This window comes from Dolichospermum sp. UHCC 0260 (assembly GCF_009711985.1).
In the GTDB taxonomy this organism is placed as follows: domain Bacteria; phylum Cyanobacteriota; class Cyanobacteriia; order Cyanobacteriales; family Nostocaceae; genus Dolichospermum; species Dolichospermum lemmermannii.
Genome location: NZ_VIKZ01000005.1, coordinates 1 through 26,040, shown reverse-complemented (window position 1 = coordinate 26,040; position 26,040 = coordinate 1). Strand labels below are relative to the sequence as shown.

General features: G+C 36.2%; 28 protein-coding genes. 20 read left to right on the top strand and 8 right to left on the bottom strand.

Translation table 11 applies throughout. From position 1 onward, the window contains the following. The first annotated feature begins 131 nt into the window (after positions 1–131). The 10 genes from sufR (at position 132) to FJR08_RS03310 (ending at position 7,579) form a co-directional block, all read left to right on the top strand. A complete protein-coding gene (gene sufR, locus FJR08_RS03355) occupies positions 132–803 on the top strand; it encodes an iron-sulfur cluster biosynthesis transcriptional regulator SufR (RefSeq protein ID WP_015080913.1) in 672 nt (223 codons plus the stop codon). A 167-nt stretch (positions 804–970) separates the two neighbouring features. Further along, positions 971–1,666 (top strand): hypothetical protein, encoded by a 696-nt coding sequence (locus FJR08_RS03350; RefSeq protein ID WP_168632154.1) that lies wholly within the window; start codon positions 971–973, stop codon positions 1,664–1,666. A 49-nt stretch (positions 1,667–1,715) separates the two neighbouring features. Continuing rightward, on the top strand, positions 1,716–2,186 hold the full coding sequence (locus FJR08_RS03345; RefSeq protein WP_168632153.1) for a hypothetical protein: 471 nt from the start codon (positions 1,716–1,718) through the stop codon (positions 2,184–2,186). 54 nt (positions 2,187–2,240) lie between these two features. Further along, positions 2,241–5,006: a CHAT domain-containing protein gene (locus FJR08_RS03340; protein ID WP_168632152.1), complete on the top strand. Its 2,766-nt coding sequence runs from the start codon at positions 2,241–2,243 to the stop codon at positions 5,004–5,006. A gap of 205 nt (positions 5,007–5,211) precedes the next feature. After that, positions 5,212–5,493: a hypothetical protein gene (locus FJR08_RS03335; RefSeq protein WP_168632151.1), complete on the top strand. Its 282-nt coding sequence runs from the start codon at positions 5,212–5,214 to the stop codon at positions 5,491–5,493. Then, entirely contained in the window at positions 5,478–5,882 is a 405-nt protein-coding gene (locus FJR08_RS03330; protein WP_168632150.1) for a type II toxin-antitoxin system PemK/MazF family toxin, read from the top strand. Before FJR08_RS03335 ends, FJR08_RS03330 begins: the two co-directional genes overlap by 16 nt. A gap of 133 nt (positions 5,883–6,015) precedes the next feature. Then, positions 6,016–6,243, top strand: coding sequence for a type II toxin-antitoxin system HicB family antitoxin (locus FJR08_RS03325; RefSeq protein ID WP_168632149.1), 228 nt, complete (start codon positions 6,016–6,018; stop codon positions 6,241–6,243). A 27-nt stretch (positions 6,244–6,270) separates the two neighbouring features. Beyond that, positions 6,271–6,465, top strand: a complete 195-nt coding sequence (locus tag FJR08_RS03320) for a type II toxin-antitoxin system HicA family toxin (protein ID WP_254435678.1) — start codon at positions 6,271–6,273, stop codon at positions 6,463–6,465. A gap of 71 nt (positions 6,466–6,536) precedes the next feature. Further along, on the top strand, positions 6,537–7,184 hold the full coding sequence (locus FJR08_RS03315; protein WP_174782966.1) for a Uma2 family endonuclease: 648 nt from the start codon (positions 6,537–6,539) through the stop codon (positions 7,182–7,184). A gap of 134 nt (positions 7,185–7,318) precedes the next feature. After that, complete coding sequence (locus tag FJR08_RS03310) at positions 7,319–7,579, top strand: hypothetical protein (protein ID WP_168632148.1); 261 nt, start codon at positions 7,319–7,321, stop codon at positions 7,577–7,579. 74 nt (positions 7,580–7,653) lie between these two features. Here the strand turns inward: FJR08_RS03310 and FJR08_RS23450 are convergent, their stop codons facing one another. Together FJR08_RS23450 and FJR08_RS03300 are read right to left on the bottom strand one after the other, a co-directional pair. Beyond that, on the bottom strand, positions 7,654–8,433 hold the full coding sequence (locus tag FJR08_RS23450; RefSeq protein WP_228043719.1) for a hypothetical protein: 780 nt from the start codon (positions 8,431–8,433) through the stop codon (positions 7,654–7,656). Between the two features lie 15 nt (positions 8,434–8,448). Continuing rightward, on the bottom strand, positions 8,449–8,769 hold the full coding sequence (locus FJR08_RS03300; protein ID WP_168632147.1) for a flavoredoxin: 321 nt from the start codon (positions 8,767–8,769) through the stop codon (positions 8,449–8,451). A 100-nt stretch (positions 8,770–8,869) separates the two neighbouring features. Between FJR08_RS03300 and FJR08_RS03295 the strand changes: the two genes are divergently transcribed. Further along, the gene (locus tag FJR08_RS03295; protein ID WP_168632146.1) at positions 8,870–10,558 is read left to right on the top strand and encodes a SulP family inorganic anion transporter; all 1,689 of its coding nucleotides are present in this window, start codon (positions 8,870–8,872) and stop codon (positions 10,556–10,558) included. 6 nt (positions 10,559–10,564) lie between these two features. Further along, complete coding sequence (locus tag FJR08_RS03290) at positions 10,565–11,179, top strand: carbonic anhydrase (RefSeq protein WP_168632145.1); 615 nt, start codon at positions 10,565–10,567, stop codon at positions 11,177–11,179. On the opposite strand, the gene FJR08_RS03285 is transcribed toward FJR08_RS03290, so the two are convergent. Further along, positions 11,160–11,798 (bottom strand): hypothetical protein, encoded by a 639-nt coding sequence (locus FJR08_RS03285; protein WP_148761586.1) that lies wholly within the window; start codon positions 11,796–11,798, stop codon positions 11,160–11,162. The genes FJR08_RS03290 and FJR08_RS03285 overlap by 20 nt on opposite strands. Positions 11,799–12,034: 236 nt before the next feature. Further along, positions 12,035–12,361, bottom strand: coding sequence for a YbjQ family protein (locus FJR08_RS03280; RefSeq protein WP_027402424.1), 327 nt, complete (start codon positions 12,359–12,361; stop codon positions 12,035–12,037). Between the two features lie 258 nt (positions 12,362–12,619). On the opposite strand from FJR08_RS03280, the gene FJR08_RS03275 reads away from it, so the two are divergent. Beyond that, positions 12,620–13,300 (top strand): tetratricopeptide repeat protein, encoded by a 681-nt coding sequence (locus tag FJR08_RS03275; protein ID WP_168632144.1) that lies wholly within the window; start codon positions 12,620–12,622, stop codon positions 13,298–13,300. Positions 13,301–13,450: 150 nt separating this feature from the next. Here FJR08_RS03275 and FJR08_RS03270 read toward each other — a convergent pair whose 3' ends face one another. Then, positions 13,451–13,600, bottom strand: a complete 150-nt coding sequence (locus FJR08_RS03270) for a nicotinate phosphoribosyltransferase (RefSeq protein ID WP_168632143.1) — start codon at positions 13,598–13,600, stop codon at positions 13,451–13,453. 244 nt (positions 13,601–13,844) lie between these two features. Further along, complete coding sequence (locus tag FJR08_RS03265; RefSeq protein ID WP_168632142.1) at positions 13,845–14,822, bottom strand: carbohydrate kinase; 978 nt, start codon at positions 14,820–14,822, stop codon at positions 13,845–13,847. Between the two features lie 305 nt (positions 14,823–15,127). On the opposite strand from FJR08_RS03265, the gene FJR08_RS03260 reads away from it, so the two are divergent. The 7 genes from FJR08_RS03260 (at position 15,128) to FJR08_RS03230 (ending at position 23,964) form a co-directional block, all read left to right on the top strand. After that, a complete protein-coding gene (locus FJR08_RS03260) occupies positions 15,128–15,403 on the top strand; it encodes a LuxR C-terminal-related transcriptional regulator (RefSeq protein ID WP_148761575.1) in 276 nt (91 codons plus the stop codon). 318 nt (positions 15,404–15,721) lie between these two features. Beyond that, the gene (locus tag FJR08_RS03255; RefSeq protein WP_168632141.1) at positions 15,722–16,039 is read left to right on the top strand and encodes a hypothetical protein; all 318 of its coding nucleotides are present in this window, start codon (positions 15,722–15,724) and stop codon (positions 16,037–16,039) included. Positions 16,040–16,110: 71 nt separating this feature from the next. Further along, positions 16,111–17,838 carry a succinate dehydrogenase/fumarate reductase flavoprotein subunit gene (locus FJR08_RS03250; protein ID WP_168632140.1) on the top strand — a complete coding sequence of 576 codons (1,728 nt, stop codon included), beginning with the start codon at positions 16,111–16,113 and terminating at the stop codon, positions 17,836–17,838. Between the two features lie 553 nt (positions 17,839–18,391). Further along, positions 18,392–19,117, top strand: a complete 726-nt coding sequence (locus FJR08_RS03245) for a S1C family serine protease (protein WP_168632139.1) — start codon at positions 18,392–18,394, stop codon at positions 19,115–19,117. 117 nt (positions 19,118–19,234) lie between these two features. Further along, positions 19,235–19,765 carry a COP23 domain-containing protein gene (locus tag FJR08_RS03240; RefSeq protein ID WP_168632138.1) on the top strand — a complete coding sequence of 177 codons (531 nt, stop codon included), beginning with the start codon at positions 19,235–19,237 and terminating at the stop codon, positions 19,763–19,765. Positions 19,766–19,995: 230 nt separating this feature from the next. Next, positions 19,996–23,442: a serine protease gene (locus FJR08_RS03235; RefSeq protein WP_168632137.1), complete on the top strand. Its 3,447-nt coding sequence runs from the start codon at positions 19,996–19,998 to the stop codon at positions 23,440–23,442. Positions 23,443–23,751: 309 nt separating this feature from the next. After that, a complete protein-coding gene (locus FJR08_RS03230; protein WP_168632136.1) occupies positions 23,752–23,964 on the top strand; it encodes a hypothetical protein in 213 nt (70 codons plus the stop codon). A gap of 224 nt (positions 23,965–24,188) precedes the next feature. Here FJR08_RS03230 and FJR08_RS03225 read toward each other — a convergent pair whose 3' ends face one another. Both FJR08_RS03225 and FJR08_RS03220 read right to left on the bottom strand, forming a co-directional pair. Continuing rightward, positions 24,189–25,610 (bottom strand): hypothetical protein, encoded by a 1,422-nt coding sequence (locus tag FJR08_RS03225; protein WP_168632135.1) that lies wholly within the window; start codon positions 25,608–25,610, stop codon positions 24,189–24,191. Positions 25,611–25,649: 39 nt separating this feature from the next. After that, positions 25,650–26,040, bottom strand: a 391-nt coding sequence (locus FJR08_RS03220) for a zinc ribbon domain-containing protein (RefSeq protein ID WP_168632134.1), incomplete at its 5' end; no start/stop codon positions are given.

Here is a 26,040-nt window from a genome sequence, read left to right as displayed (position 1 = left end):
TAAAACAATTCGGCTGTTGTTTAATCTATTTTCATTGTACGATAGATTAACAACAACAATGTTGTTTAAGTTAAATTTTCAGAAAAAAAGTTTTTTATTTTGGGACGTTTGCGAAGCGTCTAGTAGAGAAGATGGCGACTACCCAGCAGACCTCAACTAAGCAGGATATCCTAGAGTATCTATTGAAACACTCACAAGCAACGGCTGTTGAGTTGGCGAACTTTTTGGATGTGAGTCCCCAAGCGATTCGTCGTCATTTAAAGGATTTAGAGATGGAGGAGTTAGTTCTATATTCGGTATCAGAACAGCCGAGTATGGGCAGACCCCAGCACGTTTATCACTTGAGTCGGGGGGGAAGATCACATTTGCAAAAAAGTGCTAACCGCTTAGGTGATGGTTATGGCGAGTTTGCGGTTTCTCTTCTTGACACTTTAGCGGAAACTGTGGGACGTGACCAAGTAAAGTCTATTTTACGGAAACAGTGGGAACGTAAAGCCCAAGAATATCATGAACGGGTGGGTAATGGTTCTTTGCAGGAACGGGTCGCAAATTTGATAGAATTGCGAAAGGCTGAAGGTTTTATGGCGGAGTTTCACGCTGTGGAATCAGATGCTAGTGGTGCGGAAAGATTTATTTTTGTGGAACATACCTGCGCTATTTCTGATGTTGCGGAATCTTTTCCCAGCGTTTGTGGTCATGAATTGGAAATGTTTGCGGCTATTCTTCCAGATTGTACTGTGGAACGGACTCATTGGTTGATTCATGGTGAACATCGTTGTGGTTATTTGGTGGAAAAAAGTTAATTAGGGGTTATTTGTATGCTTCTATACCCACCCGGAAATCAATTTCCGGGCTAATAGCTTAATTACGTTAAAACGTACTCTGGTTAACTAAATAAATTGTTACTTTACAAAACCATTAAAAATATATAAACTAAATAAAAATTTCTATTATTTTTCAGGTATATATTTTGCATCCACAACAGATTAAGGAACAACTCAAATTATTAATTGAGGAAGCATCAACCATAGATCCCAGTTTAGCAATTAGGTTAAATCAGATTAACAACTGGATCAAAGATGTGAAACCTGGTACACTGATGTCTAAACGTTTTGTTATTTTGTTTTTACTACAATTTATTCGAGATACAGAAATTAGACTGGATATAAAACGTTTAACTTCTGAAGCAGAAAGACAAGACGTTTATGAATTAATGACACCTCCTGAAAGATACTGGTATGGTGAATTGTTTCCTAGATGGTTAAGTAAAAATGACCCCAAATTTCATATTTGGAGAAAAAAATTAATGTCTGGTGAGTTCAATCAGGAGGATGAAAAATTAATTAATTTGATTGCTAATGTCATTAAGCTGAATGGTGGTCAAGCCTTACAACGCTATATTGTAGACTTATCTATGGCAAGTGATATAATAGTTGGTAGTATTCAAGAACAACCCCTTTGTATTCAACTGACTAGCCAATCTCAAGAATTTACACAAGCAAAATCTGATGATTGGGAAGATACTTTAATTTCTTGGGGAATAGAGAGAGGATTATTTTTAAGTTTTAATCCTGGTGAAAGTGATTTTATTAATCAGATAGTTAATTTAGCACTAGATAAGAGTGATAATCTGAATAATGGTATTTATCAAAAAATAAATTTATAGTGTTTCGTTAGTTTGATTATGTATAGCAAAAATTCTCACAGAGGTAATTATGATTAACCAAGAAATTACTGAACGTCAAAAAAGACTAGAACAGTTTTTACAGCATTTAGAATCAGCCCGTCAATTAGAAGATGATATTATGAAATATGGGTTAGAAGCTGCTGATTTATATTTTGAAGATATAGATAGTGATTGGTTGGAAACTTGGGGAGATGATGACGATGAACCCGGTTATATTGAGAAACTTACTACTTTCTTAGAAAGTGATGATGTGGTTGCGGTGGAGGTAAGAAAACGTTTACAGGATAAGTCTATTGATGAAATTATTGGTGGGTTAGAATATTGTTTGAGTCAATTAACGGATAAAGATCGGATTTTTGCTGCTAAGGATTTTTTAGTTGGTGATGTTGTGGTTTCTGGAAGTTGTCGCGCTTCTGGTAATAGTAGTTATATTGATGAAGTTAAGTTGTTAGAATTAGCGGAAGATTTGATGGAGAAGTTGACGGAGATTTTGGGGTAAGTATTATATTTTACCCAATTAAAATATATTTAATTAAGTAATGCAAAATTAATTATGATAGAAGAACCTATATTTTTTTTATTGAAAGAGTTACTCAAAACTTCGCAAATTTATAGTGATCAAAATAGTGTTTATACTTTACTGAAGTCTAACATTAACAAACTAAATTTGAACTCGGCAGAATTATTACGACGTTTTTCTAAAAGTTTCTTTAGTAAAGAACCTTTGAGTAAATCACAATTATTAGCAAAAAATATTCGTCACTTTGGTACACTAATTGGACAGTTTCCTCAAGGAAATATAGCTAATAACTTAGAAATTTCTATTGCTTGTTTTGAGGTTATTGAAGTCATCTTTAACCGTGAAAGTTTTCCTATAGAATGGGCTACATCTAAACTTAATTTGGGTAATGCTTATGGATATAGGATATATGGTGATACTTCAGAAAATTTTGAAAATGCAAGATTAGCTTATGAGGATGCTTTAAAAATTTACTCTGTTCAAGAGTTTCCTATAGAGTGGGCAGAAATTCAAACAAATTTAGTAATTTTATATACTAAAATAAGTAAAACCATAAAAAAAGGAACATATATTCATGAAAATTTAGAAAAATTAGATTTAAATTATAACAGTGCCTTAACTATTTTCAAGCAAAATAATTTATTGGAAAAATGGGCTATTTTAAAAAATGCTATGGCATCTGCTTACTGTGATATCCCAAATGATCATGGTCAAAGAAATTGGGAATTAGCAATCAATATTTATCATGAAATATTAGAATCCATAAACCAAAAAACTCTTCCTGAACTATGGGCAAATACTCAGATGAATTTGGGTATTGCATATAATAAAAGGCTTCAGGGATATAAAGAAGATAATTTAAAATTGGCAGTCCAAGCATTTGAAAATTCTTTAAATTTTTATACTCGTGAAAATCACCCATTTGTATATTCCATACTTCAAAATAATTTGGGAAATGTTTTCCGTGATCAAGGTTTAGTAGAAAGAGCAATACATTTTTACAAGTTAGCATTAGCAATTCATACACATGAAGTTTATCCTATTAAAGCAAAAATGGCTGCTCGTAATCTTGGAAATACTGCTTTTAAATCAAGACTATGGACAGAAGCAATAGAAGGTTATAGCATTGCTATTGAAGCAGTAGAAACTAGCCGCATTTGGATAAAATCAGAAGCACGTCGTCAAGAGATTTTAGAAGAATCAATAGAGATTTACCAAAACATTGTCCAAGCATACATCAATACTAAACAAATAGATAAAGCCTTTGAATATTCTGAACGCTCACGTTCTCAACGTCTGGTAGACTTAATGGCAAGTTCTCACCTTTCCCAAAGTGAAAATATACCGCCAAAAGTCCAAGAATTATTACAAAAATACGAAGAATTACAACAACAAATTGATATAGAACGCCAAAATTATAAATCAGAAAATAACCGTAGTGAAACCCGCGCTATTTGGCAAGTATATAATGAAAAAATAGCATCATTAGAAAATACGAAACAAGATATTTGGGAACAACTCAGAAAAGAAGATCCTATTTTAGCTGGTGAAATTCAAGTTAAACCTCTGAGTTTGTTAGAGATTCAGCAATTAATTGATCATCCCAAAACTGCTATTCTCAGTTTCTACACTACCAACTCTGACACCCATATTTTTATCATTACCCAAAACTCAATTTATCTGCATACCTGTATAGGTGAAGGTTTAGCAAGATTCCAAAACTGGATTGCACGAAATTGGTTATCAAACTATATCTATAATTCTCAACAGTGGGAAAATGACATGGAACATTTTCTCCATGAACTAGCAGAGAGATTACAATTATCAAAAATAATCTATCAATATCTTCAAGACATAGAAGAATTAATTATAGAACCTCATTTGTTATTACATCAAATACCTTTTGCTGCTTTACCTACAGGAGAGTATCAAGAATATTTAGTAGATAGATTTTTGATTCGTTATACTCCCAGTTGTCAAATTTTAGATTTTTGTCATCAAAACCACAAGAAGAAACGCCTAAATTTAGATGTTCAATATTTTCAATATGGAACTGTAGAAGATGCAACAGATGATCTATATTGTGCTAAGTGGGAAGGTGAACAAATCGCCCAAATGTATAATATTCCATCAGAAAAAAGATTGATAGGTAGTAGTCAAGCTACGGTTCAAAATTACCGAAAATTAGCTGAACAGGTGCAAATTCTCCACAGTTGTCACCATGCAGAATCTTGTTTATATAATCCTTTAGAATCTCAGTTAAAATTAGGTGATGGTAGTATTACTTTAGGTCAATTAATGTCTCCTGGTTGGCGTTTACCTAATCTTTTAGATGTGTTTCTTTCTTGTTGCGAAACTAATTTAGATAAACCAGATATAACTGATAATTTACTGACACTTTCTACAGGGTTTTTATGTGCTGGTGCGATAAGTGTAATTAGTTCCTTATGGAAAGTTAATGATTTAGCAACTGCGCTATTTTCTATATTTTACTATCAACAAAGACAAGAAGGTAAAAATCGTCCAGCAGCACTAAAAGCAGCACAAATTAAATTGCGGGAATTAAGAAAAGCAGATTTAGAAGAAATATCCCAAGCAGCAGAAAATCAGCGTAAACAAGCTAGAAATCAGAAGAAACAATATCCACAAGATTCAAAAGAGTATTTAGAGTGCGATTTCCAACATAAAAAATCCCTAAAAATACTAAATACAATTGATCATATCCAAAAATCAAAAGGAGAATTTCCCTTTGCACATCCCCGCTATTGGTCTGCGTTTATTGCCCAGGGATTACAATAATATGATTTAATAGTATAAAACCAAATTCGCAATTAAACATTATTAAAACTTCCGGCATCGCTTTCGGTAAACTTTTATTTGAATATTCATAAGTCAAACGTAAAAATTAACAACCTTTTGCTATCAAATTCCTTTGGTCAATCATTTCCTCTTATGATATAATATAATCGAGTTCTAAAAATCTAACTACATAAATATAAAAAATATGAACAACCTATCAATTCCAGCGCAAACATTACAAGAAGCATGGGAAAAAGGTTTACTGCAAGGTTTAACCCAAGTTGCTATAAATATGTTACGAGAAGGTATTGATTTAGATTTTATCGTCAAACTAACTGGATTACCATTAGCCGTAGTTAAAAATTTACAAGCTGTTGATATAGATGATAATAAAATATTGGTCAAAGAATTTTTAGAAATGAGTGAATCATCATTAAATAAAATTTGGCTTAATCCAGAGGAAGACGAAGCATGGAAGGATCTATAGAACATTTAATTAAAGGTGATGTGATATCTGTTCCTTTTCCTTTTCCTTTTTCTGATACATCTACCACAAAGAAACGTCCAGCTTTAGTTATAACTGAATCGGACAATAATAATATTATAATTTGTCCTATTACCAGTAAACCAGGACGAGATTATGAAATTAAATTAGAAGATGAAGATTTTAGAGTAGGTAAATTAAATTTAAGCCCTTGTTATATTCGCCCTAATATTATTGCAACGGTTGATAAAAGTAATGTACTTCGGTACATTGGAAAACTCAAAGATGATAAACTTCATCAAGTGATTAGTACAATTATTGAAATTATAGAAAAACCATCATCACCACCACCAGCATCAAAAGCTTGGGAAAGAAGCAAAAAACCAAAATGATGCAATACCCAGATCCCCGACTTCTTTGATAAATTATCATTATTTACCAAAGATTAAATTAAGAAGTCGGGGATCTTTCGTTTGTGTTACAATAAAAGTCGAATATTGCTAACCCTATTAGGAAACTATCGCAATGACAAATAAAACCATAAAAAACAAAGAATTTTATGTAGTAATTGAAAGAGATGAAGATGGTATGTATATTGGTGAAGTTCCCCAACTTAAAGCCTGTTATAGTCAAGGAGAAACTATTGATGAACTCATTAAAAATATTAAAGAAGTTATTGAAATGTGTTTAGAAGAACTAGAAGAGGAATTAACCACAGAATTTATTGGTGTGCAAAAAGTAGTATTATCATGACTAAATTACCAACAATTAAGAGAAGAACTGATTGCTGCATTAGAAAAAGCAGATTTTTATATAGTCAGACAAAAGGGAAGTTATGTCAGAATGAAACATGAAGATAATCGAGTTGTTTCTATTCCTTCTCATAGTGGTAAAACTATCGAAAAAGGTTTATTAGTAAAAATAATTCGAGATGCAGATTTGACTAAAGATGAACTGATAGAACTTTTAAATTAGTTCTTAGGGAGAATTTTCTTTATTCCCTAAAGTGATATAATAGAATAATTAAAACTGCGAGGTGAATTTCTATGGTAACTCTAGCACCTACTCACAGCGACACTCACACCAATAGCGTCATTCTCCATCATATTTCTTGGCAGACATTTGAACGAATTTTATTAGAAACAGGTGATGATCGCCATCACAGATTTACTTATAATCAGGGAATATTAGAAATTATGACTCCATTAATGCCCCATGAACATAATAATCGTTTGTTACAAAATCTAATTATTGTTTTAGTTGAAGAATTAAATCTCAATGTCAAAAGCACAGGTTCATTAACTTGTAAAAGAGAAGATTTAGCTAGAGGTGTAGAACCTGATTCTAGTTTCTATATTCAAAATGAACCAATCATGAGAAATAAAACAAGTTTAGATTTAACTCAAGATCCCCCACCTGATTTAGTAATAGAAGTTGATTATGCTAGTTCTTCTATTGATAAATTACCGATTTATTTAGCTTTAGGTGTTCCTGAAGTTTGGCGTTATGAAGAACCTGTGATGCAAATTTATAGTTTATCTGAGGATAAATATATTCCTTGCAATGGTTCACCAACCTTTGCAAATTTACCTTTAAATACAGAAGTTCCTCAGTTTTTAGCTTCTAGTTTACAAGTGGGTGAGGTGTCAATGATTAAAAATTTTCGGAGTTGGTTAAAAACACAAATTTCTTGATTAAATTAAGAAGTCGGTGATCTGCGTATTATGTTTTTTAAGGTTGAGTTACTTATTGCTCGGCTTTTATTGCTCAGGGGTGACAATAATATGATTTAATGGTATAAAGGCAATTAACAGAATTTTAAATTTTTATGGATATCGCCCCTAATCAATCATCAACTCAATTTTTATCTTCGGAAGAATCCGCTCAAGTTGACGCGGCTTTGTTATCTTCTCCTGAAAAGTTTTTAAGTAGATTGACAATTTCTTCTTTGAGGATTTTACAACATATTGCTAAGGAATATGATGTTTCTATTGAGGAATTGACGACAAAGCAAATTATTACTTGGTTTGAAATTGATGCGAAAGTTAGAAGAGAGAAGGGAATTGAGGAAGCGTTTTTGAAGTGGTAGTAAATAATCCGTCATTCGTAGACTGCCAGCTTTTTGATTGCAATGCCTTGAAACAAGCGGGATAACTACTAGAATTAGCGAAAGCAGACTAATTCTATTAATCTGTCCATTGCTTGCTTGTCTATTTGTTGCGTCGCAGTTTCAGACTCTTTAACCTGCTCTTGCTGAGAAATTAGAGCAATATATTCATCAAAATTGACTCCTCTGTTTTCAATTCTTTGACGTAATTCAGGCTCGTCCATTAGTATAAGCAGAAAATCTTTAAGAACAAGCTTTGTATTCCATTGTCTAGCAGCCCATACTTCATCGGCTTCTTCTTTCCCAAAAGTACCCACAAATTGGTTATAGAATTCATGATCACTAATCTCTTGATCATGAGTAAGTCCAGCATGAGCATATTTCAAATCATCTTTCATTTCATCAAGTAAAGGTTCAAGCTCATTCTGGATTAAACTTTTATCATCTGGTTTGGAAGTATTTTCAACCTTACCCAAGACTTGAGAAGTATATGTTAGCTTTTCCAAGAACTCAAGTAATTTTCTCTCGGATACTTTTATCTCTTCCGTTTGTCTAATGTTATTCCAATCAATAACTGCAACCCAAATATTCTCTTCTTCAGAATATTTCACTATTCCATCTACTTCTAAGTCTTCGCTATAAAAAGTCAGTGATTGACCATCTTTTAATTCAATTTTTTGCCTGGCTAAATCATCAATAGTACCAATACAATTTAAACGAAGACAATCCTGTTCATCAGCGTTATTAAAATCAGCAAAAACTCTCAATCTATTACCTACAAGTTTTTGTTGGTTATTATCTTCCGGCGATTTTAAAGAATGTGCTGGTGTGTTCATAGATAACCTCCATGACTATTGTTGCTTTGGTTTAGGTATTGTAGGTGTTAGAAGATTACTGATTTGTTCTGGAGTTAAACCAGTTAGTGTTGCATGATAACCTGTTCCAGAAGTTCTAATTACATCACCACATGCTTTACGAACTTCTCCCACTGTTGTAACACCTATTTGCCCATGAGGAATTACTTTTACTAATTCCTCTATTGATAATCCTACCTCACATTGTATGGAAATTCCTATTATTCCACTGGGATGAGTACCTATTCCCATTTGGATATCTTCTGGACGGTTGCGGCCTCCTCGCACTACTAAGGCTTCATCTGGTATTTTTTCCACAGGCTTAAACTTGAAAAATCATGTACCTTAGACTTAGAAAAGATAGAATAACATATATTTCGTGTATCAACTAATTTTGTATAAGAGTTGAAATAACAATATGGCAATCTCTGATACCCTGCAAGAATCAAAGCTTTCGCGTCTAGGTCGTTGGTTGAGTAGTTTCCGTGGCGATTTGACGGGAGGATTAACAGCAGCAGTAGTAGCATTACCTTTGGCTTTAGCTTTTGCTGTAGCCAGTGGAGTCGAACCAAAAGCGGGACTCTATACTGCTATTGTAGCGGGAATTGTGGCGGCCATTTTTGGCGGTTCTCCAGTCCAGATTACCGGGCCAACGGGGGCAATGGCCGTGGTTTTGGTGGGAATTGTTGCTAAATACGGGATTGAGAAAGTTTGGATTGCTGGGGTCATGGCTGGTATAATCCAAATTGCTTTGGGTGTGGCCAAACTCGGACAGCTAGTGAAGTTTATTCCCTACCCAGTGACAGCAGGTTTTACTAATGGGATTGCTGTCATTATTTTTTGTGGTCAATTAAATAATTTCTTTGGTTTAAAACTACCCCGAAGTGAACATTTTTTGCCGGGAGTTTGGCAAAGTTTAACTCATGTAGAAGCTTTAAATTGGGCAGCAGTGGGACTGGCAATTGTGGTAATTGTCACTACAGTTTTGTGGCCGAAGATTAATAATACCATACCCGGTTCTTTAGTGGGGTTGGTGTTAGCGACGGGAATAGCTACTTATTTCCATCTGAATATTCCCACAATTGGCGCGATTCCCCAATCTTTACCCATGCCCCAAGGGATTCCCCATTGGAATGATTTTAGTGTCATTCGAGAACTAATTAATCCAGCTTTGGCTTTAGCCGCATTGGGAAGTATTGAATCTTTATTATCAGCGGTGGTGGCTGACGGTATGACTGTTAGTGAGAAACATAATAGCGATCGCGAATTAATTGGTCAAGGGTTAGCAAATATCATTGTCCCATTTTTTGCTGGTATTCCTGCCACGGGGGCAATTGCGCGAACTGCTGTTAATGTTCGTTCTGGTGGAAAAACCCGACTATCTGGAGTAATTCACGGCGCTGCATTAGCCATGATTGTGCTAACTTTAGCACCCCTAGCGGCACAGATTCCCCTAGCGGCATTAGCGGGAATCCTGATGGTAGTTAGTGTGCGAATGATTGAATGGGAAGCCATTGGTTTATTAATGCGGGCTACCTATTCTGACTTTGCGGTGATGATTCTGACTTGGTTGGTAACAATCTTATTTGACTTAGTTCTCGCTGTCGAGGTAGGATTAATTGCTGCCGGCGCTTTGTTCATCAAACGCATGAGTGATTTGAGTTTAGTCAAGATTCCCGAAACCGAAGTATTCCCCCCCGGAACTTCGCTAGAATTAGGGAAAGAAATTGCTGTTTATCGAGTAGATGGTCCGGTATTTTTTGGGGCTGCGGAGAGATTTGCTACCTTTATTCGAGATGAACCAGAGGTAAAATACTTAATTCTGCGGTTGCGGTTTGTGCCAAATATGGATACCACTGGGTTAGTAGCGTTAGAGGATATTTACCACGACTTAGAACGCCATAATTGCCGTTTAATTCTCACAGGTTTACAACCGGAAGTTAAACAACTGCTAGAACGTTCAGGATTATTAGAAACTATTGGTTTATCAAATTGTTTTGAAACAACCACAGATGCTATTTGTTCTATTTCTCCCCAGATTGTCGGATGTTTGCAACCGGGCGCAACTGATTTAAAATCAAAAGAATTGCTGGAATTAAATGACTAATCAAATATGAATAAAAATATCAATCAGTGTCTTTGTTGTTCTAGTCGTCGTCATTTTCTGAGATCTTTCCTTCCGGGAGTAATAGCCTTTACTGTCCTGCAATCAGCGCAATCAGCTAAGGCCGAAGTTCATCAAACAAAAGCGTTAGTTCTCAGTTGTATTGACTTTCGGTTTTTAACAGCAGAACAGTCTTTTTTAAGGAATAAAAATCTCATAGATAAGTATGATTTAACAGCTTTAGCAGGTGCTTCATTAGCTTTAACAGGATTCCCCCACCCATCTGATGCTGAAGCATTTTGGGATCAGTTAGATATCTCCTATAAACTCCATCATATCAACAAAGTTATTATTATTGATCATCAAGATTGTGGGGCTTATGCAATGATGATTGATCCTAATTTAAGTAAAGATCCAGAACGAGAGTTGCAAGTACATACAGATTATTTAAATCAAGCGTATTCATCAATTCGCAGTCGCTATTCTGATATTGAAATTGAAATGTATTTTGCAACTCTCAATCAAGGAGAATTCCAACAAATTTTCCCAAAACTTGAAAAATGGAACATCTTTAATCCTGTGAACAGTTACAATAATTGTTCAATCAAGAATTGTAATTATTAGTTCTAGAGGTGGTACGTGCGCCGGCAACTGCTCCTACTAAAGCAGTAAGTAAACCTAATAAAGAACCAAAAACATAAAACCACAAAGTTCTCGAAGTTGCAGCAGCAACATCACGAGTTTGTTCAGCAGTTAATATCGGTACATTCGGTGCTATAACATTTCCTTGTTGCTGTAGTTGATTAATAACTTGTGCTGTATTATAAGCCACTACACCAAAAGCCCCCCAGACTCCATTTGCTAAGAGAAAAGAGCTAAGTGCTAGAGTTGTTGCCCAGAGAATTGCCCCGTTGAGTATGGCTGTATCTCTGTGCATTGGTCCACAAGCACGAGTCGTTATCCAAGCACCGATAAATAGAGATAGTAATAAAGCAATTGTTGACCAAATTCCGACATTACTAATAATAGTAGGGGCAATTGTTCTTGGGTTTAAAGAATCAGCAATTCTCCCCGCACCAAGGGCGCTAAAAAATGAACTCAAGACTAATTGAGTTGCTAAAGCCACTAACACACCGGAAACTATTGGACCCCAGCGCACTCTGTCCCGATATTCAGTTACTCTACCAGCTAACAAAGACTCGGAAGAATTAATTTCCTCGCCTACCCGATTTATGTATGCCATAGCTATTTTTCTCTCTTGCTATTACAGCAAAGTTACTCACAGATTGGATATTTTTACAGAAAAAAATCCCTGGTTTTGAATTCTTTTCTGCTTACGTCTTTTTTATCCCCATGTTTAAAATTAAATCGCTAATTATAATTCTCAATCTCTATCAATAGCAAGAGTTATTTGCTATTTCTTTAGTTATAAATTGGCTGAATGAGTGATTGTTTGAAAATTACAAAATCAGGAAAATATTAACGAATTTTTACGGCTGTTCCTGTGGCTGTAATGACTAATAAAACACCAGATTGATCAACATTAATTGTGCCTGTATCAACGGCAATGCCGACAACCGCATCTGCGCCTAAACGTTGCGCTCTTTGTTCTAATTCTTCCATTGCTTTCCGTTGTCCTTCTTCAAAGAGACGCTCATAGCTGCCAGTGCGTCCACCGACAATATCTCGAATACTCGCTAAAAAATCCCGCAGGAAGTTGCTACCATAGACAACTTCGGCTGTAACAATACCTAAGTATGATTGAATTACAGCACCTTGAATAACATCAGTAGTAGTTAAAAGCATAAATTTAGGTAAAATAGGTAATTATGGCCAAATTTAGGGAGAAATATCCGTTCATACTTCATTATACCTGTAATTTTGTGTAATTTATCAGTACCGATTGGCGAAAAGATTAATTTATTGCTATAATTCCGAAGGTATCAAGTGATTCAAGAAATTATTAATATTGTATAAATGTGAATAAATACAGATTACAAAGATTAATATTTTTGTTTTAATGTAGGAATAAAAACGGTTTAAGAGAATTTAGGAAAATTTACTATGTACAAAAAAACATCACTTCTGTTAACTACTTTATTATTAGGATGTTTATTTATTAGTACACCTGTAGTAGCGAAAGCTGATGTCTTAGTGACACAGGCGAATAATCCAGAGTTAAAAAACTTGATAGATGAGGGGAAGAGACTGGTAGATTCTAAAGATTATAATGGAGCGATCGCTGTTTATCAACAAGCAGCAAAATTAGATCCCAAAAATGAGAGAATTCATGCTGGTATTGGCTACTTATATACTCAACAAGGCAATTTTACCTCAGCCTTAGATGCTTATCGTCGAGCTATTGCCATTAATCCTAATAATAGTGATTTTTACTATGCTGTGGGTTATCTTAAAAGCAGTACGAGAGATAACAAAGGTGCAAAAGAAGCTTACCGTCGGGCTATCCAGTTAAATCGCAATAATGTCAACGCCTATTTAGGATTAGGAGTTGCTCAAACTAGTTTGGGTGATTATCAAGCAGCTATGTGGGCTTATGAACAAGCAGTTAATTTAGATAAAAATAATCCCCGCACCTATGAGTTAATTGGTTCTATGTTCAAACAAAAACGGCAAACTCCACAAGCCAATAAAGTTCTCAGGAAAGCATTAGATTTATATCAGCGGGGAAATGATCCAGAAGGCGCTGCCAGAATACAAACAATGCTGCAAGAAATAGGCGGTTAAAAGCAGCTCATAGGATTCAGATCCCCGACTTCTTGAAGAAGTCGGGGATCTTTTTATTCACCAAATCTAGAACTCGTTATTTGCCAGTTCCTTGTTAAAACCTTGGGAATGCCCCCCAAAGAAATGGTATGACTTTTCTCAAGTCAATACTTACCAAGCTGCTTTACCTTTTTTATATATTTTACCTGTAAAAGGCTGTACTCCAATCACAGGATAGGCATCATTAGCAGGGGTGAAAATCCGCATGAAGGCTTCAGAAATAAACTGAGCCATATCAATAAACATTTCGGAGATAGCCATAATACTATAGCCCTTTTTTAAGTCTTTTAATTGGTCATATCTGCACCTTAATACTATTATTATCTAACTGCTCATATTCTTCATATATCTATATTAAACACAATCTTTCTTGAGATAACTTTGCAATAATTTATAATCTAGTCTCTTATAACTTTTTTAGTTGATGGGATGATGATTCTCGTCCGGTTTCCAACCAGGAATATCAAGCAATTTTAGCTGATATTCCCGTTGAATGTGCTACTATTTAAAGTCTATGGGAAGCAAGAAAAGCCTCAACTTCCGCCGCAGTGGGTTGGGATGCGATCGCACCTGGTTTAATAGTAGTTAATGCTCCCACAGCACTGGCATAGGTGACAATCCTGTTTGCTGTATCTCCGTCTTTAAGGCTGTGAATCCCAACTTGTTGTAATTGATGAATAAACCCAGCCAAGAAACTATCTCCTGCACCAGTGGTATCCACTACAGACATGGAAAACGCCGGGATTTTACCTTCATTTTCCCCTAAACAATAGGCACAACCATTTTCACCATCTGTGACTAAAACCCCTTCCAAGGAATTGAGTCTATAAGTAATTGCTCCTGGATCATTAGTATCAAATAGCCAATGAGCTTCCTCTTTGGTTAGTTTGAGAAAATCAAATCGCTTTAATAATGCCAGAATTTTGCTCTTAGCTGTATTTTCATCTTGCCAAAATACTGGTCGCCAATTGACATCCAGAATAATTTTTAGGTCATATTGTTCTGCTAAGTCTAAAGCCCGCAAAACAGCTTTTTCACTGTCAGGATAGGCTAGTTCTAAAGTTCCCACTACCAAAAAATCAGCTTCATTAAAAAGCGCGGGTGGCAATTTTGCAGATTCTAGACGGGTATCAGCAAATTCGGAAGTATCATATTTACCAAAACCTGCAAAAGTGCGATCGCCCCCCAAATCCCTAACCACGTATACTTGTCTAGTTGGTGCTGTAGAATGACGTTGTACACCCATTATATCTACACCAACATCTTCTAATAATTTTACCAGTGTATTCCCTGCTTCATCCTCACCCACAGCACCAATAAATCCGGCTGATGTCCCCAACTTCACCAAAGCACAAGCCACATTAGCAGGCGCTCCTCCGGGGTAGGGAGTCCATGATTTCACTGCATCTAACTCAAGTCCCAATTGATCAGCTAAACAATCAAACAAGACTTCACCAAGACATAAAATAGAGGGATTACTCATTGCATTTTTGATTTTCGATGGGGCATGATCTAAATTTAGTTTGACACTAATTGAAAATGAAGCTCCAGATCATCAGGTTTCCAGAATTATTTAACGCAGATAAACGCAGATAAACGCAGATAAATTACGTGTAAAGTTAAAGTAAATACCTTTGATCTGTAGCATCTGTGACTACAAACCTAAAATTAAAAGAAAATCTTGATATTAGTATTATTAGTAACATTTAAAACTATCTACCTCGGAAAGAATCTTCTAGAATGAGGAATAAGATTTGAGTACATATACTAAGGGAGAAATAGTAAGTCATGGCTACTAGTGAGCCTGGGACCCGTGTTAGTCTGTCAGACAGAGAACTGCAAATCATCGACTTAGTGGCCACAGGCTTAACTAACCAAGAAATTGCGGTCAAACTGGAAATTAGTAAACGGACAGTTGATAACCACATCAGTAATATTCTCACCAAGACAAAAACTGATAACCGTGTGGCTTTGGTGCGTTGGGCTTTAGAATGGGGTAAAGTCTGTTTAAATGATGTTAATTGCTGTTCGCTTTTGCTGAGGAATGATGAAAGTATGTCTTAGTCAAGCAGCTAATTAATCTAGCTTTTTTGCTATTTTGTAGATTGCTGATTGAGAGGATGGGTGGTTGATTTACGCTGTTGTGTACTACTCTGCATCTTTAAAAAGTAAGATAAAAACACAGGTATTTAGAGGCGTAAATCAATTATCCTGCAAATATGATCAAATATATAGATTGACAATTTTGCAGAAGATGTGACTGAAAAATTAGTTTTTTGTAAAGTAATATTACAAACCTTGGAAAAATATTGAGAAATTGTTCTGGAGGCAAACATAGATTTAAGGTAGAAGCTAGAGGACAAAATTGAGGCCAGTTTTAAAATGAACACAAATAATATTCAAAACTATCGCTTTGTCTGTACCTTAACTTTTGGTGATATTTACGGTCAAATTATTATTTGGTTAATTACGATTACCATTAGCTTGGCTTCAGCTTTAGCTCTGATGGGTGCAAAAAGACCAGTATACGCTTTAGCTACAGTAGGTCTTGTTGTTCTCTTATCTCTACCTTTTTTACTTTTTGCCTTTGTGACGACTTTATTAAATAATATTGAACTCAATGCTGTAGAGCCAAAAACAAAGACAGAATCAATCTCAAATAATATTCCCCAACAAAACCCAGTCCAAGCAACTAGCTAAAAGGAATTTTATCAATTTCTCTATTACCCTGTCTTGTAGACGGGGAATTTTTTTATAATTGGTGGTTAATAATGCTCGAACATGATGTAATTATTGTTGGTGGCGGTTTAGCTGGATGTCGGGCTGCGCTGGAAATCGCCAGGACTGACCCTAGTTTAAAGGTAGCGGTAGTTGCCAAAACTCACCCGATTCGCTCTCATTCTGTGGCTGCTCAAGGTGGAATGGCGGCATCTTTAAAGAATGTGGATGATACCGATTCTTGGGAAGCTCACGCTTTTGATACTGTTAAGGGTTCTGATTATTTAGCAGATCAAGATGCAGTCGCAATTTTAACTCAGGAAGCTCCAGATGTGGTGATTGATTTAGAACATCTGGGGGTGTTATTTTCTCGTTTACCTGATGGTCGCATTGCTCAACGGGCTTTTGGTGGTCATTCTCACAACCGCACTTGTTACGCGGCTGATAAAACCGGTCATGCAATTTTACATGAGTTGGTGAATAATTTGCGCCGTTATGGTGTGCAAATTTACGAAGAATGGTATGTAATGCGCCTGATTTTGGAGGATGGTCAGGCTAAGGGTGTGGTGATGTTTCACCTCTTGGATGGACATATTGAGGTATTACGAGCAAAGGCTGTGATGTTTGCCACCGGGGGCTATGGTCGCGTTTATAACACGACTTCCAATGATTATGCTTCCACTGGTGACGGTTTGGCGATGACCGCTTTGGCTGGTTTGCCTTTGGCAGATATGGAGTTTGTCCAATTTCATCCTACCGGTTTGTATCCTGTGGGTGTGCTGATTTCCGAGGCTGTGCGCGGTGAAGGGGCATATTTGATTAATGCCGATGGCGATCGCTTTATGGCCAATTATGCCCCCAGTCGCATGGAATTAGCCCCTCGTGATATTACCTCACGGGCAATTACCTATGAAATCCGGGCTGGTCGTGGAGTGAATACTGATGGTAGCGCGGGTGGTCCCTTTGTCTATCTGGATTTACGCCATCTAGGTAAGGAAAAAATTATGAGTCGCGTTCCCTTTTGCTGGGAAGAAGCCCATCGTTTGGTTGGTGTAGATGCTGTGACTCAACCGATGCCTGTGCGTCCTACCAATCATTATTGTATGGGGGGTATTCCTGTCAACACTGACGGACAAGTTAGAAGTAATAATGATAGTTTTGTCGAAGGCTTTTTTGCTGCTGGGGAAACTGCTTGCGTGTCGGTTCACGGGGCTAATCGTCTCGGTAGTAACTCCTTATTAGAATGTGTAGTTTATGGTAAAAGGACTGGAGCAGCGATCGCTAATTATGTCCAAAATCGGCAATTACCATCCATAGATGAAACACGCTACATCAACGAAGCCAAACAACAAATACAACTCTTAATAGACCAACCAGGACAGTACAGAATTAATCAAATCCGTCAAGCTTTTCAAGATAATATGACTGAAAATTGTGGCGTTTTCCGCACCGACGAAGTCATGCGTCAGGGATTGGAAAAAATCGCCCAACTACAACAAAAATATTCACAAATATATTTAGATGACAAAGGAAAAAGCTGGAATACAGAATTAGTTGAAGCCTTAGAATTGCAAAGTTTAATGGTAGTTGGACAAACCATTTTAACTTCCGCCCTCAACCGTCAAGAAAGTCGTGGCGCACACTTTAGAGAAGACTTTGCCGAAAGGGACGATAATAAGTTTTTACAACACACAATGGCTTATTATTCAACCACAGGAATTGATATTCAATATCGTCCCGTGACAATCACAATGTTTGCACCAAAAGAGCGAAAATATTAATTAAAGATACAGCACTTTCCGGTGTTATGAGGTACATATCCAGCGGGCAAGATGCCCGCACTACAAGAGTTTCATGATTCAACTTTGTACCTCATAAGAGCGGAAACCGCTGTAATATTTAATTTTCTAAAATATGCGGTTATTCGGTTCTTTTTATGGAAAACCTGGTTCAAAATCAATGGCGGCCTTAGAGGATGTTTGAAAAGTTTTTAATGTATCAATAAACCCCTCTCCAAACCTCTCCCCGACGCGGGGAGAGGCTTTGAAACCCCCATTCCCTTGTAGGGAAGGGGGGAAGGGGGGTTAGGTTTCGGAGATTATCGGTTTCATCTAATACTTTTCAAACAACCTCTTATTGTGTGGGCATTTCATTGAAAATATAGAGATAATTGTTCAGAACCCTTGTCCCGCAAGGGTTTTGTTATAATCAATCCTCAATCACCATCAAAGAGGCTGTTACAAAAATGGTAACAACAGTTGAATTTTGTCAATTATCCTAGATAATCTTCTAAATACAATGTCATAGCTACCTTAGTCTATACCAAGTTCACTAATGAACAGAAAACCATATCTGATAGCAGTTACAGGGCTTGCTGTTTTATCCATACAGGCTCTAGCATCACCAAATGGCTTGGCATTTCCCCAACCAAATCATCATTCCAACCCTGTCATAGCCCAAAACTCGGAGGAACAAACACGCATTCGAGTGAATCAAAAAGCCAGTCCAGCCGTAGTTTATATCAACACAGGTAAATCAAGCGGCAGTGGCTTTATTGTTAGTTCTGACGGGTTAATTATTACTAATGCTCACGTTTTGCAAGATGCACCCGCAACCGTTACTGTAGTTTTAGAAGACGGGAAACGGCTTCCTGCTAACGTGATTGGCTTTGCTAAAAATGGAGTAGATTTAGCAGCCATTAAAATTCGTAACCAGAAGAATTTACCCACATTGTCTTTAGCAAAATCAGCCCAAGTGGGACAGTCTGTATATGCTATTGGTAGTCCCTTCAGCTATGACAATCAAAATAATTTTACTGCCGGTGTTTTGAGCAATCTTGACGAGCAAGATGGTATAATTAAACATGATGCTAGAATTAATCCCGGTAATTCTGGTGGTCCACTTCTCAATTCCCAAGCCCAAGTTATTGGCGTAAATACTGCTATTCAACTTGATAGAAATGGCAGCAATAGTGGTATTAGTATTGCCATCCTGGTAAATAAAATACAACCTTTCTTAACGGCAATTCGTCAGGGAAATATTTCCCGTTTACGGCGCTAATAGTCTGTTGAGAATTGAGATTGGTATAGGCTTCTAGCTAGTTTGTCTATCTGAACAGGCAGGATGCCCACCCCACAGAAATTAAATGTCCCTTTCCCAAATTAGGAGATTTAAGAAATGATGAAATTAACATTATTAACCACACTGTTCTTAACCACCACATTAGCATCTACTCCTGTTTTTGCTCAAGAAGACGCTAATAATCAAATTCGCTTTATCTGTTCTACAAGTCGTTACTCCGAAAATGGAAAGTCTGTTCCTACCACTTTTCTTTGGACACCAAATTTCCAAAAAGCAATGGTGACTTGGACATCTGTTTTAGGAGGAGTTAAACCACAACAACGTTGTAAAATAGTTTCTCAGAACTTCCAAACAGCTTTTAATAACGGCAGTCTTAATTACGTTACCAATGGTTTTCAAAACGGTAATAAAGTAATTTGTTCTGTGAGTTCAATTGATGGTGGTTGTGATACTGTATTATTTACATTGCGACATCAGGACAAGTCTAGGGATGTTCTCAAACAGTTAAACAAACTCTGGTTTGGCAGTGCTACGACAGTACCTATTGCACAAAGTTCTGGAGAAGACAAATTTTACATTGATATTCGCCAATTCCTCAATACACCACCAGCGAATAAAATGCAATAAAGAAGATTCTCAAAAATTGTAGGTTGGGTAGAACGAAGTGAAACCCAACTAATTTAAGGAAGTTATCAAGAAGTGTTGGGTTTCGTTCCTCAACCCAACCTACTTATACAGCACTTCCCGGTGTTATGAGGTACATATCTAGCGGGCAAGATGCCCACACTACAAGAGTTTCGTTCCTCAACCCAACCTACTTATATTCATCTCCTAATTTACTCAAACAAAAAAAGATCATGAAACACCTATTTTTTACCCTCATTTGCACAACTGCTTTATTAACTATTCCTCAGCAATTGTTATTGATTTCTCCTCAACCAGTTACCGCACAAGAACCTACAAAAAAACTATTAACCTCAGCACAATTACAAGCTTTAGCCAAATCTATCACGGTGAAAATATTAACTAAAAATGGCAGTGCTTCAGGAACTTTAATTGCTAAAAATGGTAATAATTACACTATTTTAACTAATGATCATGTGATGAATCCAGGTGCATCTTATCGCATTCAAACACCAGATGAAAAAATATATCCTGCTACTGTCATTAAAGAAAAACCACCATCTTTAAAAAATCAAGATGTAGCTTTATTCCAGTTTGAATCAACAGCAGAATATACGATAGCTACTTTAGGAATTTCTGCACCTATAGCAGTAGAACAAAAAATTGTCGCGGCTGGATTTGTGAGTGATAGTGCTAAATTGGTTTTCACAGAAGGACAAATTTCTCTATTACCAGATAAAAGTTTTCAAAGAGGTTATCGCATAGGTTACAGCAATAAAGTTCAACCAGGAATGAGTGGCGGACCTATATTAAATTATCAAGGTGAAGTTATTGGTATTAATGCCGTTCATGCTTATCCTATTTCTGATAAAATATATACTTATATTGACAATAGTAAACCCAGTACAGCCGAACGTCAGCAAATGCGTCAATATAGTTGGGGTTTACCGATTTATAGTGTCGCTAAAGTAGTCAATGAAGTTATTGCTAAATCGCCTAAAAAGATTGATGATTCTGCTTTGATAGCGAAAAAAGGTTTGATTAATGATATTGATAAAATTGCCCAAGAAATTACGGTTTTAATTCCTAATGCTAACCCCACAGATATGGGTTCCGGGGTAATTATTGCCCAGAAAGGTAATATTTATTATGTGTTGACCGCAGATCATGTTATCTGGAATCGTGATGAAAAAAAATTAAAAGATAAGTTAGAAATAGTCGCACCAGATAATCAAAGATATGCTATAAATATCAGCAATGCGAAAAGAATGCCTGGAGTTGATTTAGCCGTTGTTCAATTTACCAGTAATCAAAAATATCAAGTTGCAACTTTAGCAAATTATAGTTTAAATACTAAAGATAAAAAAGTGTTTGTTTCTGGTTTTCCTGGTAATAAACAACAAAATAAAAACAAACCTCATCGGATTTTAACAGCGGGAATTTTGAGGCAACAGCAATTCATTAAGTTAAATACTTATCTAAGTTTCAATAATCAAAGTTCTCTGATACCTGTGCAAATACAAACTGTTTTAAGTGATGGTTATGATCTACTTTATAGTAATATTACTAAGGGAGGAATGAGTGGCGGTGCGGTTTTAGATACCCAAGGAAGATTAGTTGGTATTCATGGCAGAGTGGAAGGTGAAATATCACTCGATTTTGATGGTGAAATCAATTTAGGTAGTAGTTCTGGTGTTCCCATTAAGACATTTTTAAATTTGGTTGAACAAGGAGGAATAGATTCAGATTTAAAAGTCGAAACTACTGTACCAGCTACACTGAAAAAATCGGAAGAGGATGTAATTAGTGAATATTTATTACCATTGGATCAAGTTCCTAAAAACAGCGATAATGAAATATCATGGCTAAATTATGCCAATCAACTATGGCGTTCTCAAAAATATGCAGAAGCGAGAAAAGCTGTTAATAAAGCGATTGCGAAAAAACCGGATTTTTATCAAGCTTGGTATTTCAAGGGGGTGATATTTGATAGTGAGAAAAAATACCCAGAATCCATTGCTGCTTATGATAAAGCTCTTAAAATTAATCCCAACTTTGCTCAAGCTTGGAAAGATCGGGGTAGATTGCTGTTTACATTAGATAAATATTCTGAAGCCTTAACATCTTTTGACAAAGCCATTACTCTGAGTCCTAATCAATTTGATCTTTATTACTGGCGAGGTTTTACGCTTCATTACTTAAAGCGGTTTCCTGAAGCAATTGAGGCTTACAATCAATCTATTAAAATTAATCCTCTGTTCAAATTTGCTTATAATGTGCGTAGTTTTTCTTATGTAGAGTTAAAAAACTATCGCCAAGCCATAACTGATCTTACTCAAGCGATTCAACTTGACCCTAAAGACGCTGTATCTTACAACTTCAGGGGTTTGTTGTACGGACAATTAGAAGAATACAAACAAAGCATAGCTGATTCAACTCAAGCCATTCAACTTGACCCTAAAGATGCAACATACTATCATAGCAGGGGTACTGCTTACGAGGGATTGAAAGAATATAAACAAGCCATAGCTGATTATACTCAAGCGATTCAACTTGACCCTAAAAATGCCAAATACTATAATAGCAGGGGTATTGCTTACTCACAATTAAAAGACTACAAACAAGTCATAGCTGATTATACTCAAGCCATTCAACTTGACCCTAAAGATGCAACATACTATGGTATGAGGGGTGGGGCTTACTCAGAATTAAAAGACTATAAACAAGCCATAGCTGATTATACTCAAGCCATTCAACTTGACCCTAAAGAGGCAATACACTATAGTATGAGGGGTCTTGCTTATTTACAATTAAAAGACTACAAACAAGCCATAGCTAATTATACTCAAGCCATTCAACTTGATCCTAAAAATGCAAACTACTATAGTGGTAGGGGTATTGCTCACCATTTCTTAGAAGACTATAAACAAGCGATTGATAATTACACTCAAGCCATTAAAATTGACCCTAAAAAAATAATCAATTTAAGGGGCGCTGCTTATTTACAATTGAAAGAATACAAACTGGCAATTGATGATTATAATCAGGCCATTCAACTTGATCCTAAAAATGCAATATACTATGGTACTAGGGGTGATGCTTATTTACAATTGAAAGACTACAAACAGGCAATTAATGATTACACTCAAGCCATTAAATTAAAACCCGATTTCGCTGGTGCTTATCATGTTCGAGGTGTTGCGTACTCTGAGTCAAAAGACTATAAACAGGCAATTGATGATCTCACTCAAGCCATTAAACTTGACCCGAAAAATGCTGATTATTACTACAGTAGAGGTTTCGCAAACTACAAATTCAAAGATTACCAACAAGCAATAAATGATTGGAATCAAGCCATTAAATTAAAACCCGACTATCCTGAAGCATACACGAATTTAGGGATAGTTTCCTATGAAATGGGAGAAGTAGAAACAGCAATTAATTATTGGCGAAATGCGATCAAAATCAATAGCAATTTTGCAGAAGCACATTTAGCTTTAGGTGTAGCTTTGTATGCTAAAGGTGATCAAGAAGCCGGTTTGAAATCGGCAGAAACGGCTTTAAAATTAGATAAACGTTATGGAAAAATTGAGTTTCTAAAAGAGAATAATTGGGGTGATAAGTTGATAAAAGATAGTCAGGAGTTTTTGAACAATCCCAAGATTAAAGTTTTGATTTAGAACCCACCTTCCGCACCCTTAGTATCAATATGACTGAATATTGTGGCGTTTTCTGCATTAGGCATCTCCGGTAATTAAATGTGCGTGGTTTGAAACCCTTGTAGAGACGTTCTATAGAACGTCTCTACATTCATTTTCGGAGATGTCTATTGATTCCGCGAGAAGGTAAATCTACAGAAACAGTTGTAGATTTTTTTAATCCCACCATGATAAAATGAGTGATCACAAACCACAACCTAGAAATCGCTTTGAGATAAAATAGAATAAAGTAATTTTGACTCTATCCCTCAGATATATCAAGAGAAAAATATGACACTAACCGATTTACTCCCATCAATTCAACAACTCTCAGCACCAGAAAAACTCAAATTAATTCGCATTCTTGCAGAAAATTTAGATTCATCTGAAAATATTTCTCCACTAGAACCCTTCAAAACATATCACCTAGCAACGCCTTATGATAACTTCGGGGCTGGAGAAATTTTGATGGAAACATTAAATCAATCAACCTTTAGTGATTAAGATTTATGCGGTTCAAATATTCAACAAATAACCCCAGCCAAAACGAGTTTGATAGTTACAATTAAACATAATACGGGCAGGCAGGATGCCCAGCCCACAATAATATTATACTTATTGTGGGGTGGGCTTCTAGCCTGCCAAGAGTCAACAATATCATTTTGATATTTATTTCAGCCTATTAACAATTTTATAAAATGCGTGACCAGAAATAAAGTCTTAATCATCTACTTGTGCTTAGGTTGAAAATTCGGCAATTCTACAGATGCTAAAGATTTGCGTCCCTTGGGTGGTCGTTGGGGATAAATCAATGGTGAAGGCGATTTATGGTCAGATGTATTTTCATCCAATAACTTTGGCAAAACATCATTAGTGGGTAAATTTGATTCCGTTGTCGGGGAAATATCCAACCAATAATCTTCCATTTCCACAGTATTGATCTGATGGCTGAGAGCGGTGGAAATAATTGGAAATTCCTCTATTAGTGATAGTGAAAAATCTTCCTTTCCAGGATTTTCAGTAGTACCATAAGGATCAATTTCTATCTGCAAATCCTGTTTAATTATTATTTCTGGTTGTGCATAATTTTCCGAAGTAGATACTAAAGTTTCTAAAACAGATATATCACCTTGATGAATATTTACTTTTGCCTGGGTCCCCTCCTCCGTTGTGTCAGATGATGGTGTAATAAAAAACCGATGAATTATCCCTTCTAATTGCTGGTCTAGGGATAATACCCCAGAATCATCTTCAGTTGTTGATGGAGTTGTTGATTCATCAACTTGTGTAGGCTGAGAGATTACTGGTTCTGGATCATGGGGATAATTTTCAGAAGTTGTTGCTGTCGGCTTAACCCAGGAATTATTTACAGACTCATTCACAGAATCTGTCTCCCCTGTCCAAGGTCGAATAGGTTGAGCATTGGGAAACAAAGACCGGGCTTTTCTGGAGAATCGCGTTTGTTTGTGAATCACATCATGGGGATGATGGATATGATCTTCTAAATTTTCATGGCTAGGAATGGGAGTATCTAGACATTTTTCCAAAGCCGATTTAAATTGCATAGTTTGTCGTTGTTGACGCATTAGCCGAGACCGCAATTCACGACAAGTATTTTCCGAGTGTAATAACTGTTGAGACTCTTGACTGTAGTTAGCCTGCAAAAGAGAACATTCTCTTTCCAAATGCGCTAACCGCTGTTGGCTAACTTGCAAATTAGCTTGATAATTTTCAATACAAATTTCTTGTTGTTGAACTGTTTGGACAGCAGTTTCTAACTGCTGATACAGGGAATGAATTTGTTCTTGACCAGCGGAAAGTTCTTGATTTTGTTGGTTAAACATAGATTCCGTCACACTAGACCGGGTTTTGTGCCATTGCAAAATCTTTTCGGCTTCAGCTAATTCGGTTTTTAACTGCTCTACCTGAGCATAGAGATGATTATTAGCTGTAGTTAATTCTGTATTTAACTTGAGTAATTGCTGAAATTCTAAGTTGATCTGTGCTTGTTGATCAATATTAGGTTCTGCAATCCAGTCTTGTTGGTTACTGTCTTCCAATTTTTCCATAACTACGGTTTCACATTGACAATCTATAGTTGGCCGATAGCGTGGCGTTAGCTTTATAATAGGTAAATTTGTCACGGTCATATTATTATTATCCACAAATACGTAGCCGTTATCAGTTATTTACACAATTGACACTCCCCGGTCTAAAGACACGGGGATTCTACATTCACCGTCAAAACTTGGCTTTTCCAGGTTTACACCAAGCAGAGTAGTGGCTTCAACTCCTGTAGCGTTAATTTGGGGATGCCCTCCCCTATTTTTTGCAAGATTAAGAATGTTAATTGCGGCGTTTGTATCTCTATGAAGATATGATCCACAACTACAATTATGGGTACGAGTTGATAGAGATTTTTTGACAATTACGCCACAGCTAGAACACTTTTGAGAAGTGTAATGAGGTGCTACGGCTATAGCAATCTTGTCAAATTTAACCGCAAAATATTCAATCCATTGTCGGAACAAATACCAACTAGCATCACTAATTGATTTTGCTAAACAATGATTTTTTACT